The organism is Bifidobacterium thermophilum (assembly GCF_002846655.1).
GTDB lineage: Bacteria > Actinomycetota > Actinomycetes > Actinomycetales > Bifidobacteriaceae > Bifidobacterium > Bifidobacterium thermophilum.
Genome location: NZ_PCGX01000009.1, coordinates 93,250 through 107,056 on the forward strand (window position 1 = coordinate 93,250; position 13,807 = coordinate 107,056).

At 60.9% G+C, this 13,807-nt stretch carries 8 protein-coding genes and 1 pseudogene; 5 read left to right on the forward strand and 4 right to left on the reverse strand.

What is annotated here, in order from left to right; all coding sequences use genetic code 11:
* Positions 1 to 2: 2 nt before the first annotated feature.
* Both uvrC and uvrA read right to left on the reverse strand, forming a co-directional pair.
* A pseudogene (uvrC, locus tag CQR48_RS05425) lies at positions 3 to 2,339 on the reverse strand (excinuclease ABC subunit UvrC); the annotation flags it as partial.
* Positions 2,340 to 2,601: 262 nt separating this feature from the next.
* Positions 2,602 to 5,538: an excinuclease ABC subunit UvrA gene (gene uvrA / locus CQR48_RS05430; protein WP_101452298.1), complete on the reverse strand. Its 2,937-nt coding sequence runs from the start codon at positions 5,536 to 5,538 to the stop codon at positions 2,602 to 2,604.
* Positions 5,539 to 5,792: 254 nt separating this feature from the next.
* On the opposite strand from uvrA, the gene CQR48_RS05435 reads away from it, so the two are divergent.
* Positions 5,793 to 7,394, forward strand: a complete 1,602-nt coding sequence (locus tag CQR48_RS05435) for an ABC-F family ATP-binding cassette domain-containing protein (RefSeq protein WP_033492498.1) — start codon at positions 5,793 to 5,795, stop codon at positions 7,392 to 7,394.
* 79 nt (positions 7,395 to 7,473) lie between these two features.
* Here CQR48_RS05435 and CQR48_RS05440 read toward each other — a convergent pair whose 3' ends face one another.
* A complete protein-coding gene (locus CQR48_RS05440) occupies positions 7,474 to 8,181 on the reverse strand; it encodes an SGNH/GDSL hydrolase family protein (RefSeq protein WP_101452285.1) in 708 nt (235 codons plus the stop codon).
* A 228-nt stretch (positions 8,182 to 8,409) separates the two neighbouring features.
* Here CQR48_RS05440 and CQR48_RS05445 point away from each other — a divergent pair, with 228 nt between their 5' ends.
* The 4 genes from CQR48_RS05445 to CQR48_RS05460 all read left to right on the forward strand — a co-directional run bounded on the left by CQR48_RS05445 (position 8,410) and on the right by CQR48_RS05460 (position 12,933).
* Entirely contained in the window at positions 8,410 to 10,221 is a 1,812-nt protein-coding gene (locus tag CQR48_RS05445) for a bifunctional ADP-dependent NAD(P)H-hydrate dehydratase/NAD(P)H-hydrate epimerase (RefSeq protein ID WP_101452286.1), read from the forward strand.
* An 87-nt stretch (positions 10,222 to 10,308) separates the two neighbouring features.
* Positions 10,309 to 11,058 (forward strand): DUF4232 domain-containing protein, encoded by a 750-nt coding sequence (locus CQR48_RS05450; RefSeq protein ID WP_052401535.1) that lies wholly within the window; start codon positions 10,309 to 10,311, stop codon positions 11,056 to 11,058.
* A 176-nt stretch (positions 11,059 to 11,234) separates the two neighbouring features.
* Positions 11,235 to 11,933 (forward strand): HAD family hydrolase, encoded by a 699-nt coding sequence (locus CQR48_RS05455; RefSeq protein ID WP_015450611.1) that lies wholly within the window; start codon positions 11,235 to 11,237, stop codon positions 11,931 to 11,933.
* Positions 11,934 to 12,009: 76 nt separating this feature from the next.
* Positions 12,010 to 12,933, forward strand: a complete 924-nt coding sequence (locus tag CQR48_RS05460; RefSeq protein ID WP_015450612.1) for a LysR family transcriptional regulator — start codon at positions 12,010 to 12,012, stop codon at positions 12,931 to 12,933.
* A 156-nt stretch (positions 12,934 to 13,089) separates the two neighbouring features.
* Here the strand turns inward: CQR48_RS05460 and pyrE are convergent, their stop codons facing one another.
* Positions 13,090 to 13,794, reverse strand: a complete 705-nt coding sequence (pyrE, locus tag CQR48_RS05465) for an orotate phosphoribosyltransferase (RefSeq protein ID WP_044091898.1) — start codon at positions 13,792 to 13,794, stop codon at positions 13,090 to 13,092.
* Positions 13,795 to 13,807: the final 13 nt, after the last annotated feature.

A 13,807-nucleotide genomic window follows, 5' to 3' on the forward strand; every position in this document is an offset into this window, starting at 1 on the left:
TTCGCGTGGAGCGCCGCGTACACGGCTTCGGCCTTGGCGTGGCCGACGCCCTTAACCTGTTCGAGCTGTTCGATACTCGCCTCGCGCATTGCCCTGACCGATCCGAACGCGTTGAGCAGACGCTTCTGGTAGGACGGCCCGATGCCCGGAATGTCGTCGAGCGCGGAACGCAAAGCCCCTTTTCTGCGTGTCTGACGATGGTAGGTGATGGCGAATCGGTGCGATTCGTCGCGCACGCGTTGCAACAGGTACATACCTTCGGATTGGCGCGGGAGAATGATCGGATAGTCGTCATCCGGGACCCACACTTCCTCGAGACGCTTCGCAAGACCGCATATGGCGACATCGTCGACCCCGCAGTCATGCAATGCCTTCGCCGCCGCCATGACCTGGGGTTTGCCGCCATCGACCACGACGAGATTCGGTTTATAGGCGAAATGACGCCGTTGGGTGTTCTGTTGGATGACTTCGTCCACGGCGGCATCCTGTACGGCGTCCTGGTTGACCGTGTGCTGCGCCAGGATCGGCTGCGCAGAACCGGACACGCCGGCAGACCCCGACGCACCGGCAGCTTCTGCCGTCGTCGCCATACCTGCCGGTTCGCCGTTGCCAGTTTCGGACCGGTCTGTGACGAGGGACGTATGCTGTTCGGGCGCATGCTGTTCGGCTTGCCGGATTCTGCGCTCGTTGTCCATGCTGTCACCGGAGTCGCCAGCGATATTTCCGTGGCGGAATCGTCTGGTCAGAGTCTCATACAGTGCGCTCAAGTCGTCGAGCGCGCCTTTGCCGTCATCACCGCGGATGGCGAAGCGGCGGTATTCGGATTTCTTGGCGATGGCGTCTTCGAACACCACCATCGACGCCACCTGATAGGCGCCTCCGATGGTGTTGGAGATGTCGTAGCATTCGATGCGCAGCGGCGCCTGGGGCAATCCGAGCGCGTCCGCGACGTCGTTCATCGCTTGGGTGCGGGCGCCGATGTCACTGATTCTGCTCATTTTGCTGCGTTGCAACGCTTGGGCGGCGTTGTCGTTGGCGCGTTCCATCAGGGTCCGTTTTTCGCCGCGACCAGGGACCCGAATCGTGACCAGCGATCCGCGTTCGCCGCTGAGCCATGCCTCGAGGTCAGCCCGTCTTGCCGGCTCGATGGGCATGAGGATTTCCCGCGGCACCGGAGCGATCGGGGCGAGCAAGTCAGCGCGGCCGGTTTGTTCCAACCGCTCGTGGCGGGTTCTTGTCGCCTGCGCCCTGGTGAGGCTGTCCGAAGCGGTGACGCTCTGGGTGGCTCCGATAGCGTCCCTGCGCTCTAGAACATTGATTGGCTGGGCGCCCTCGCCGGTACGGGAGCTTTGTCCGCTACCGCGTTCATGGAGTAAATCGGCATACACCTGGACGATGAGATCGGACATCAGTTCGTCATCCCCGATATCCTCGACACGTTCGACGGTCCAGTTACGTTCGCCGCGAATCGATCCATCCCTGACGAAGAACACATGGACCGACGCTTCAAGCTCGTCAGATGACAGGCCGAAGACGTCGGCGTCCACATCCTGGTCGAGAACGACGGAATTTTGCTGCATGACGGTTTGCAGCATCGCGATTTCGTCCCGCAGCCTTGCAGCGCGTTCGAAATCAAGGTCGTCGCTCGCCGTTTTCATCTCCCGGCCGAGCTGGGCGATGTATGATTTACCGACCCTTCCGGTGAGCACACCGACCAGCCGCTCACATTGGCGGCGATGGTCGGCCTCGCTGATACGTCCGACGCAAGGTGCGGAACATTTGCCGATGGAGGCGAGCAGGCATGGCCTACCGGTGAGACGCGCCTTGTTGAACACCCCGTCCGAGCATGTGCGCACCGGGAAGGCCTTGAGTAGCCTGTCCAGGCTGTGCCGAAGATCCCACACCTTCGCATATGGGCCAAAATACCTGGTATCGCGCCGTTTTCTGCTGCGCGTCACCCATACGCGCGGCACGCTTTCCCCCACCGAGACGGCGAGGTACGGATAGGTTTTGTCATCACGGAACACGACATTGAACCGCGGGTCGAATTCCTTGATCCATGTGTATTCGAGGGTCAGCGCCTCAAGCTCAGTGCCGACCACCGTCCATTCCAAGCTTCGTGCGGTGAGCACCATGGTCTGGGTGCGAGGATGCAGCTGGTCAAGGGGCTGGAAATAGTTCGTCAGACGGTTACGCAGGTTCTTCGCCTTACCGACGTAAATGACCCTGCCTTCGCTGTCACGCCACTTGTATACACCGGGTTCCGCGGGAATGTCACCGGTTTTCGGGCGGAAAAGGTCTCGTGAGTCGCCAAGCAGCGGAGCCCCGTTCGCGTTCACGCCCCACGACGCGCCCACCTTGCCGCCAGTTGCGTCGCCTGCAGGGCCGTCCACAGTAGTGGAATCATGCCCCTGTGCAGCCTGCTCGGCCAGAATCCCCTTGGCTGTGGCACGCCAGCGATCAGGGCTGTGGCGCTCGATGATGCCCATCTGCTCGTCGGTTCCTTTCCATGGTTACCTGTCGCGTTCCGGTTCCGGTGCGTTGACGTACATGTACGTCCCGCGCCCATGCCGTTCCCGGTTTCCCGGAGTTTCCTGAGGTTCAGAGCATGTCCTTGAGGAATCGGCCGGTCCAGCTGTTCTCGTTCTTTGCGACCTGTTCCGGCGTGCCCTGAGCGACAACGGTGCCGCCGCCATCGCCGCCTTCAGGACCGAGATCGATAATCCAGTCCGCCGATTTGATGACGTCGAGGTTATGCTCAATCACGATAACTGTATTGCCTTTGTCGACAAGCCCCTGCAAGACAAGGAGCAGTTTGCGTACATCTTCGAAATGCAGGCCGGTGGTCGGCTCGTCGAGAATGTAGACGGTGTTGCCGGTGGAGCGCCGCTGCAACTCGGTCGCCAGCTTGACTCGCTGCGATTCACCGCCTGACAGGGTCGTCGCCGGCTGTCCCAGACGGATATATCCCAAGCCGACCTGAGTGAGCGTATCGAGATACCGGGAGATGGACGGGTAGGCTTTGAAAAACTTTGCCGCCTCCTCGATGGGCATGTCGAGCACGTCGGCCACCGATTTCCCGTTGTATTTGACTTCCAGGGTCTCGCGATTGTACCGCTTGCCGTGGCATTCCTCGCACTGGACGTACACGTCGGGCAGGAAGTTCATCTCGATCTTCAACGTGCCGTCGCCGTGGCAGGCTTCGCAACGGCCTCCTTTGACGTTGAACGAGAACCGTCCCGGCCCATAGCCTCGCACCTGGGCTTCGGGCGTCTTGGCGAAGAGCGCACGAATCTTGTCCCACACACCGGTGTACGTGGCCGGATTGGACCGTGGGGTCCTGCCGATGGGGTTCTGGTCGACATGAATGACCTTGTCACACTGTTCGATGCCCTCAATCCTGGTATGTTTCCCAGGCACGATGCGCGCGCCATTGAGTTTGTCAGCCAACACGGGGTACAGAATCGTGTTCACCAACGTGGATTTGCCCGAACCGGACACGCCGGTAACACAGGTCATGACACCCAGCGGGAAGTTCACATTGATGTTCTTGAGGTTGTTCTCCCGAGCGCCGACAACGGTGAGCCTCCGGCCAGCGTTGGTGCGGCGACGACGTTTCGGCACTTCGATCGCACGCCGCCCGGCGATGTAGTCGCCTGTGATGGAGCGCGGCGCATCGACGATATGCGCAGCCGGACCGGAATAGACCACTTCGCCGCCGTGTTCGCCCGCTCCGGGGCCGATATCGACCAGCCAGTCCGCGGTTTCGATTGTCTCCTGGTCATGCTCGACGACAATCAGGGTATTGCCCAGATCACGCAGATGATGAAGCGTTTCGATCAGCCGCTTGTTGTCCCGCTGGTGTAGGCCGATGGAGGGCTCATCCAACACGTACATGACCCCGACGAGCCCGGAGCCTATCTGCGTGGCGAGTCGGATGCGCTGTGCCTCGCCGCCGGACAGGGTCTTCGCCGCGCGCGACAAGGTCAGGTAGCTCAATCCGACATCGTTGAGGAACGCGAGACGTGTCCTGATCTCCTTGACCACCTCGCCGGCGATCGCGGCGGCCGAACCTTCCAGACGCAGGTTCTTGATCCATGCGAGACTGCGTTCAACCGGCATATCGCACACGTCGGCAATGGATTTGCCATCCACCGTCACAGCCAGCACTTCCGGGCGCAGGCGTTTGCCTTCACACGCCTGGCAGGGCACCTCGCGCATATAGGATTCGTAGTATTGCTTCATCTGGTCGGAATCCGTCTCGTCGTGGCGTCGCATCAGCGTGCGCACGACGCCTTCGAATCCCGTCGAGTATTCGCGTAGACGACCCCAACGGTTGCGGTACGAGACCTTGACCTTGAAATCATGGCCGTACATGATGGCATGACGGACGTCTTCAGGCAGGTCCTGCCACGGAGTATCGAGATCGAATCCCATCTCCTCGCCGAGGCCTTCCAACACATGCCGGTAATAATCACCGGTGCCCTTGGTCAGCCCCCACGGCTCGATAGCGCCTTCGTTGAGGGTTTTCGACGGGTCGGGAATTACCAGTTCAGGGTCGATTTCCAGGTTGTACCCGATGCCGGTGCATGCGGGGCATGCGCCGTACGGGGCGTTGAATGAGAAGGTGCGCGGTTCGATTTCGTCAAGCTCAAGCTGATGGCCGTTCGGGCACGCCCGCTTTTCCGAGAACGGACGCCGACGGTTCGGGTCGTGTTCGTCGAGATCGACGAAATCCGCGACGACCAGGCCTTTGGACAGTTTCAGCGCCGTCTCGATGGAATCGGTGAGCCGTTGGCGGATGCCGTCCTTGATGACTAGACGGTCGACGACCACTTCAATGGTGTGTTTCTTCTGCTTGGCAAGTTTGATGTCGTCGGACAGTTGCCGCATGTCGCCGTCGATCAAAGCGCGGGCGTACCCGTCGGAGCGCAAGAGTTCAAGCAGATCCACGAATTCACCTTTGCGGCCTCTGACCACGGGGGCGAGAATCTGGAAACGGGTGCGCTCCGGCATGGCGAGCAAGGAGTCAACCATCTGCTGCGGGGTCTGCGCGCTCACCGGTTCGCCGCACACCGGGCAATGGGGCTCTCCGGTACGCGCGAACAGCAATCGCAGATAGTCGTAGATTTCGGTGATGGTGCCGACCGTCGATCTGGGGTTGCGGTTCGTGGTTTTCTGGTCAATCGACACCGCAGGGCTCAAACCTTCGATGAAATCGACATTCGGCTTGTCCATCCTCCCCAGAAATTGCCGCGCGTAGGCGCTTAGGGATTCGACATATCGGCGTTGTCCTTCGGCGAACAGCGTGTCGAACGCCAGCGACGATTTTCCCGACCCGGACAATCCGGTGAACACCACCATGCGATTGCGTGGCACTGACAGATCGACGTTCTTGAGGTTGTGTTCGCGAGCGCCTTGGATGGTGATTTTCAGATCGTTGGGGATGTGGCTGATATCGGCGACGAGGGAGCCGTCATGCTCCCGCAATGGCGCTTTTGCGAGCTCCCGCTGCAGGAACGAATCACTGTCGAGGATATGCTCGGTCGCGGTGGTGCGATGCTGGTACTGCGCCTGTTGTGCTGTGCTCACGTCTTGCCTCCGATACGTCTGGTGCTGGGTTCTAGGATACAGGCAAGCACGACGAAATTCGAACAGATGTTCGATATTGGGTTGAACCGCGGGAGAGTGCCGCGCGTGTCGCGCCATGACATGCCCGGCACGTCGGCGCCCCATGGGTAAGATAACCCGTTGGACTTTGACCCGGATGATGAAAGAAACGGCAGGTTGGCATGGCTATCGAGGCAAAGGGACTGGAGATTCAGATCGGTGCGCGTACATTGCTGCATCCCACTGATTTCCATGTCGTCAAAGGCGACAAGATCGGTCTTGTCGGCCGAAACGGCGCAGGCAAAACGACACTGACGCGCGTGATCACCGGTGATATGCTCCCCGCCGCGGGTTCTGTTCGCATTTCCGGCAAGCTTGGGTATCTTCCCCAGGACACGCATGCCGCCGACCCTACGCAGACTGCGTTGGACAGGATGATGAGCGCACGTGATATCGCGACGATCATTTCGCGTTTGCGCAAGGCGGAAAAGGATATGACCGATCCTGACCCTGATGTGATGACCAAGGCGATGAACCGGTATGACAAGGCCATGCAGGATTTTGAGAAGGCAGGCGGGTATGCCGCCCAGTCCGAGGCGATCTCGATGGCCGATAGCCTGGGTCTGCCGCAAGAGGTGATGCAGCAGCAGCTGGGCACATTGTCCGGTGGCCAGCGGCGGCGCATCGAGCTGGCGCGCATCTTGTTCTCCGACGCCGACACGTTGATTCTCGACGAGCCGACGAACCATTTGGATGCTGATTCGATTGAGTGGCTGCGTGGTTATCTCAAGCGTTTCGAAGGCGGTTTCTTGGTGATCTCCCACTCCACGGAACTGTTGGATGAGGTTGTGAACAAGGTGTGGCATTTGGACGCCCAGCTTGGCCAGATCGACATGTATTCGCTGGGCTGGAAGGCCTATCTGCACCAGCGTGTGGTCGACGAGGAGCGCCGCCGCCGTGAACGCGAGGTCGCGGAGAAGAAGGCGGAACGCCTGATGAAGCAAGGCATCCGGCTGCATGCGAAGGCTACGAAGGCGGTCGCCGCCCAGAATATGATGCGCCGCGCCGAACGGTTGCTCGCAGAGACAAGCGAGGCGGAGAAGAAGGAGAAAGTCGCCGACATCCGCTTCCCGGAACCGGCGCCTTGCGGCCGTACCCCGATTATGGCGAAGGATATTTCCAAGGCCTTCGGGTCCAATATCGTGTTCGCGGGTATCAATCTGGCAATCGACAAGGGTTCACGCGTCGTGATTCTTGGCTATAACGGCGCCGGCAAGACGACGACGTTGCGGATCCTGGCCGGCGAGGAGCAGCCGGATACCGGCGAAGTGGTGTATGGGCACGGTTGCAAGATCGGGTATTTCGCTCAGGAGCACGACACGCTTGATATGGATGCGACGGTGTTGGAGAATCTCCAGCATGTGGCTCCCGAGCTTGACGACACGCATACGCGTTCGATTCTGGGCAGTTTCCTCTTCTCCGGCGATGACGTGATGAAGCCGACGAAAGTGCTCTCCGGCGGCGAGAAAACCCGATTGGCGCTCGCCACGCTGGTCACGTCCCGTGCGAACGTGTTGCTGTTGGATGAGCCGACCAACAACCTCGACCCCGTCTCCCGCGACGAAATCCTCAAGGCGATTGCGAAATACGAGGGGGCGATCGTACTGGTCACCCACGATGAAGGGGCCGTCGAGGCGTTGAACCCGGAACGTGTCCTGCTCATGCCCGACGGCGACGAGGACCTGTGGAACGACGGGTATTTGGAGCTCGTCGCCGAAGAATAACCGTGGCACTGGGCCAACGGAGCCCTGTCCTATGGGTTCTGCGGCTACAGCGTTGCGGACCCATAGCCGCCAACCGGTGCTATCGCAGTTCGGAGGTCATCCATCCGTCGAGCAGCTGTCCGACGCGTTCCGCCATGCATCGGTACCCGTATGCGCTGGGGTGGAAATGGTCGTGCGCGTAGAAATCGTCTCGATCGGCGTGCACATCCTCGTGGGTCATGTCAAGGAACCTGACGCCATGCTGTTCGCAGATCTCACGGCTGGTCTGCGTCTGCTCGTCGGTCATGTCCGCGATTACGTGACGCAATGACCGTCCCAGCGAAGGACTGCGGTACAGCTGGGCGGCACTGAACACGACCACATGGTCGGCGCGCCCCTTGGCCAGGTCAATCGACGCTGACAGGTCGTCACGCCACTGGGCGATGGTCCTGCGTGCCATCAAATCGTTCGAACCGGCGCACAACACCATGAGATCGGCATGGTGATCGACCTGCGGGAGCAGACGGTATCGAACGCGGCGCATCGTGGCGCCAAGCTTGCCGACGGCACGCCAGTCAACCGGCCTGTCGAGCATATTGGAGAACACTGCTGCCATGGCGGGTGTGAATCCCTCGGACTGGTTCTCGACCCCGCAGCCGGCGATCATCGAATCACCCACGGCAACGAACGACAACGGGTCACCGGGATCATCGGTGTTGACGACACCGTGCCGCTCCCCCTGCGGCTCAGGATCAAGATGGATTGTATGCTGCGCCCATAACGCTTCAGCAGCCGCCACTACGTTCATGCCCACGCTCCTTGGTCTTCTCCCGGCTGTTCGCCGATTCGCTCATCCCCACCACTGTACCGCCCTAGGGGAGATGAACACCTTAAGCCGGGTTTTCTTGCTGTATGCTGCTGCAAACAAGGGAACGGGTGGAGCATGATTCACCCGGAAAGGGACTACAGTTGGGAGAGCAGTCCTGATGCCGTGCGCAGCGGGCCTGGACGCCAATGATAGGAAAGGGGCCATGCCATGGGTGAGAGCATCGATCATGAACGCCTGCAAATGCTTAGATTCAACGCATATGCCGCGGACACGGTACGTGAACTGGAGCGGCCGCTGTTGGATGACGGCGTCCCACTGATGCGTATGGCTGCGGCAGCCGCCGCGCATGAGGCCAAACGCATGCTCGGCGCCCAAGGCGTAGCGCTCGAGGATGCCAATGTGGTCGTACTCGCCGGAGCCGGCGATAACGGCGGCGACGGCTTGTTCGCCGCGGCGCAACTTGCCGGAGAGGACGCCCGGGTCACGGTGGTCGCCGTCGGACGGGGCCTGCATGACGCCGGTTTCGCAGCGTTCGCGCATAGTGGCGGACGTGTGCTGGTCCTTGACCCGGAAGCCGAGATCCCCGGTTGCGTCACCGGTTTCTCCGCAGGCGAAGCCGGTGAGCGTCTCCGCGTAGCCGTCGATCTGGTCAATCAGGCGGATCTTGTCATGGATGCAATGACGGGGATAGGGGTTTCCGGCGCATTGCACGGTATCGCGGCGACATTGACGTCGGCGTTATTGGATTCGTGGGGTATCGACGGGCGGACTGGTTCCGAGACGATCCAAGACCATCCGGGCGAACGGCCGCTGGTATTGGCGGTGGACATGCCTTCGGGTATCGGCGTGGACGATGGTACACTCCCCGGTCCGTACCTTACTGCTGACCGGACCGTGATGTTCGGCGCCCTCAAGCCGTGCGCCATGCTGCCTCCCGCAGCGTACGCCTGTGGCAAAGTCACACTCGTCGATTTCGGGTTCGATATCGACGAAGCCGAACCCGCTGCGGAAATGATGGACGCCGACCTCGCTTCCTCCGCGATTCTCGTGCCGTCCGTACATGACATGAAATACACGCGCGGAGTCGTTGGGCTGGTCACCGGGTCGACGCGATATCCGGGGGCTGCGGTTCTGGGGACCAGCGCAGCCGCAAGATCAGGCATCGGCATGGTACGCTATCTCGGCCCGCAACGCGCCCAAGATCTCGTGTTGCAGGCGCTGCCGGAAGCGGTCATCGGCAAAGGGCATGTGAACGCCTGGGTCGTCGGTTCGGGCGTCCCCGCGTCCACGGACACAGCAGACGGTGACGATATCCAACGTGAGACGATAACACGACTGCTGGCACATTATGCGCTCACTGACGAGTCCGGAACCAACGACGACGGTGGTAATGCGGCAATGAAGGACACCCACCCTGACGCGATGCCGCCCATTGTCGTGGACGCCGGCGCGCTCGACCTGCTGCCCGCCCGGGTTCCCGGCAATGTGGTGATTACCCCGCACGCCGGGGAGTTGGCGGGCTTGTTGACCAGACTCGATGCCATAAACGGGCCGGTTACAGCCGACCAGGTGATGTCGGCGCCCGTCCGGTATGCGCAGCTCGCCCATGAGCGCACCGGTGCGACGGTTGTGCTCAAAGGCGCAATCAGTGTCATCGCCGGAACCGACCCGTACGACAACAACCGTACGCGGACCCTCCTGTGCGGGCGAGCCCCCGCATGGCTGGGCACGGCCGGCGCGGGAGACGTACTCGCCGGCATGATTGGAGCGTTGCTGTCCCAGTCCGATGTGTCCGGATCACCCGATGACACCCCCGCGGTGGCCGACACCGTCGCCGCGGCCGTGTATCTGCACGGTCTGGCGGCAGCCATCGCCTCGCATGCGACGCAATGTGGGTGGCGCGCGCCCGAGATCTACGGTGCCGGCGAGCGCAATACCGGGTATGTTGCCGGCGAGCCAATTATTGCAAGCGATGTGATACGCGTCATTCCGCAGGCCATCGCCAAGCTCATCGGGTGAAACCCGCGAACGTCAGGTTCCCCATTCCCAGCGACGGTACAGGTACAATGAAGCCATGACGTGGTCGTATGCGTCAACAGTAGGAGAATGGTAGAAGAGTTTGTGCGCTTCGCTGAGGAAGGACATATCATGATCGTTTCCCGACATGGCAATGGTTCCAACGGTTTGTCGTCCGGTGCCGGTTCATCACGGCGGTCCGGGGCTCATTCCCCGGCTCGGGCATGGGCGGCAATCGCATTGAGTGCGGCGGTGATGGCCGGCTCCCTGTGCGCGTGCGGTTCGACATCCGGAACGGATGCCAGCCCGTCCGCCTCGGCATCATCCCCCGCAGCTTCGCAATCCCCCTCCTCCACCGCGTCGGCATCCTCACCGTCCACCTCGGCATCAGCCTCCGCTTCCGCCGCCGCTACCGGCGCATGCACCACGAAGGAACTGACCGCGAAGCTGACACAAGGCGCGGGCGGGGGCGCGGGAAGCTCCTACCCGTATCTGGTGTTGACCAATTCCGGTTCGCAAACCTGCACGTTGCGCGGGTATCCGGGCGTTTCGCTGCGTCACGGGGACACGCAAATCGGCGCGGCAGCGAAGCGCGACAGCACGGTCACCGCCTCCACGATCACACTCAAGCCGGGGCAATCCGCGCACAGCGCCCTGCGCATCGTGAACGCCGAGAATTTCGATGCCGCGGATTGCACGCCGACAGCTGCTGACACGATGCTCATCTATCCGCCGGACCAGACGGACGCCATCAGCCTCGATGCCACGGGCCTCACCGGATGCGCGGACGAAAACACACAGATCCTGTACGTCCAGGTGTTTCAACCAGGCGAAGAGTGAGCCACGTCCTGTTTGCGATACGTTCCCGAGATGTTCATATCCCCGATACGCCGGTCTACGCAAGTCCGGGGGCCGCTGCCGCTAGACTGTGGTGCGGGCTTCGTCGCTGGCGGAGCTGACTGATGAATGACGCGCGCCGTCGGTGACCATCGCCGAGGCTCATAGGAAGGGACAGCATGACGACACTGGCAACGCAGACGGCAGGACCGCAGGACGGCACGAAGCACGCAGAGCCCACGGAACATGAAGCTGCGGCAATCAGCGATGTCGTGTTCGATTTCTGCGGTGTCCTGATCGACTGGCAGTGTGGTGCCGCGTTGCGCGGCCGCTACCCCGACAGTCTGGTCGACCGCATCTGTGCACCGGACGACCCGTATGGCTTCTTCGATTATGAGGACCGTATGGATCACGGTGAGGCGCTCGCGGATATCCTCCCGGATGTCAGGCGCGACCACGGGGATGACATCGCCGATATCTTTGCCGACTACATCGCCCGCTACGACGATTCCCTGACGCGGATCATCCCGGGCACGGAATCGCTCCTCAAGGATTTGAAGGCCGCCGGATACGGCGTGTGGGGGTTGACGAACTGGTCGTATGAGACCTTCCACTTCGCGTTCGACAAGTTCCCACAGCTCAAGGAGCTGCTCGACGGGACCGTGGTGTCGGGCGTGGAGAAGCAGTTCAAGCCGAACGCGGGCTTCTACCGTCTGGCTTTGGTCCGTTTCGGCATCGCCGACCCCGCATCCAGCGTGTTCTTCGACGACACGCCTCGCAATGTCGAGGGGGCGAAATCCGTGGGCATGCATGCGTTCCTGTTCGATGACGCAACGCACGCCAGACGCGAGCTGCAATCGTTGGGCGTGCGGATCTGATCCGGTGTTGAGGGCAACACCAGCATGTGGATATAACCACCCGATTCTTGACATCCTCGTGATATAAAATCCTCTTATGACTCTCTTGCAACTCAAGTACATCGTCAAAATCGTCGAATGTGGTTCGATGAACGAGGCCTCCCACGAGCTGTATGTCTCGCAGCCGGCATTGAGCTCGTCAGTCAAGGAACTGGAACACGAACTGGGTATCGAGATCTTCACCCGATCCTCCCAGGGCATCGCGCTGACCGTGGACGGCGCGGAATTCCTCACCTACGCCCGTCAGGTGCTCGACCAGGCCTCACTGCTCGAGGAACGCTACAAGAACGCGAAGCCGCGCAAGCAGCTGTGCAGTGTCTCGACCCAGCATTACATGTTCGCTGTCGAAGCGTTCGTCGAAATGATCAACTCAATCAAATCCGACGAATACGAGTTCACCATCCGCGAGACGCGCACCAAGGACATCATCAGCCAGGTCGCCAACATGCAGTCCGAAATCGGCATCCTGTATCTGTCCGATTTCAACAAAAACGTGATCAACAAGCTGCTGCGCGAGAAGCATCTCGTGTTCCACCCGCTGTTCCGTGCGAACCTGCACGTGTTCATCTCGCGCGACAATCCGCTGGCCGGCAAGAAAAAAGTCACGATGGAAGACCTCAAGCCCTTCCCGTTCATCCAGTATGAACAAGGCTCCGAGGGCAGCTTCTATTTCGCCGAGGAAGCGGTGTGGCCGGAGTACTCCCCCAAGCAGATCAACGTGACCGACCGTGCGACGATTCTCAACTTCATCATCGGTCTCAACGGCTACACCGTGTGCACGGGCATCGACAACGGCGACCTCAACAATGAGAAGATCGTCACCGTGCCGCTGGACACGGACGAGACGATGCTGCTTGGCTGGATCACCAACGAGCGTGCGAAACTCTCGACCGCCGCGCAGACCTATCTGGACAAGCTGCGTACGGTAATCGCCTCCCACGGGTACAAGCTCATCGACTAATCCCACAAGGCGCAAGACGTCGCCCGACGCTCACCGAATATGAGGACGTCGCATACCGACACCAACGCAATAACGATACGGCCGGCCGGGGACCCCATAGGGTGGTTCCCGGCCGGCCGTTGTCCGCAGTGACGTGCGAATCACATCATGCGGTTGTCACGCGCCATACGTGTCGAGATATTCCTTGGCGCGCGTCTTGATGTCCTCGTCGAGCAGCGGCAGGCCATCATCGCCGGTCATATGCGACGCCGCATCGAAAATCTCACGCACGTTCGCGATGGAAACGACCGGGAAGCCGAACTCCTGCTGCACGGCGGCGACGGCGGAAATATTGCTGTCCCGCGTCTTCTCCATGCGATCGACCGACAACACCAGTCCGACAATCTGCACGTCGGCCGCCTCGCGCAGCTTGGGCACGACCTCGCGCACGGCAGTTCCCGCGGTCATCACATCGTCGACAAGCAGCACTTTCATGCCGTCACGCAGCTGGGTCCCGACGAACATGCCGCCGTCACCATGATCCTTGCGCTCCTTGCGGTCGAAGGTGTAGCCGACGCCCATATCGTATTGCGCGGTCAAGGCGATTGCCGTGGAAACCGCCAGCGGGATGCCCTTGTACGCTGGCCCGAACACGGTATCGATATCCCCAGGCAGGGTTCCGTCCGCAATTGCGGTGTTGATCTTCTCAGCGTAGAACGAGCCAAGCAAAGCAATTTTGCGACCGTTGTCGAAGGCTCCCGCGTTGATGAAATACGGTGAGCGACGGCCTGACTTCAAGGTGAAATCTCCGAACTTCAATGCCTGCGATTGCAAGAGGAACGAGGTGAATCTCCGGTCGAGCGGCACTTTCTGCTCAGTCATAGGTCAGAGGGTC

Bases quoted from the DNA above. Each gene is read 5' to 3' on its own strand.
- CQR48_RS05445 (WP_101452286.1), top strand. From the start codon at position 8,410: ATGGGTGAGAGCATCGATCATGAACGCCTGCAAATGCTTAGATTCAAC.
- CQR48_RS05455 (WP_015450611.1), top strand. From the start codon at position 11,235: ATGACGACACTGGCAACGCAGACGGCAGGACCGCAGGACGGCACGAAG.
- CQR48_RS05460 (WP_015450612.1), top strand. From the start codon at position 12,010: ATGACTCTCTTGCAACTCAAGTACATCGTCAAAATCGTCGAATGTGGT.
- CQR48_RS05435 (WP_033492498.1), top strand. From the start codon at position 5,793: ATGGCTATCGAGGCAAAGGGACTGGAGATTCAGATCGGTGCGCGTACA.
- CQR48_RS05450 (WP_052401535.1), top strand. From the start codon at position 10,309: ATGGTAGAAGAGTTTGTGCGCTTCGCTGAGGAAGGACATATCATGATC.
- CQR48_RS05440 (WP_101452285.1), bottom strand. From the start codon at position 8,181: ATGAACGTAGTGGCGGCTGCTGAAGCGTTATGGGCGCAGCATACAATC.
- pyrE (WP_044091898.1), bottom strand. From the start codon at position 13,794: ATGACTGAGCAGAAAGTGCCGCTCGACCGGAGATTCACCTCGTTCCTC.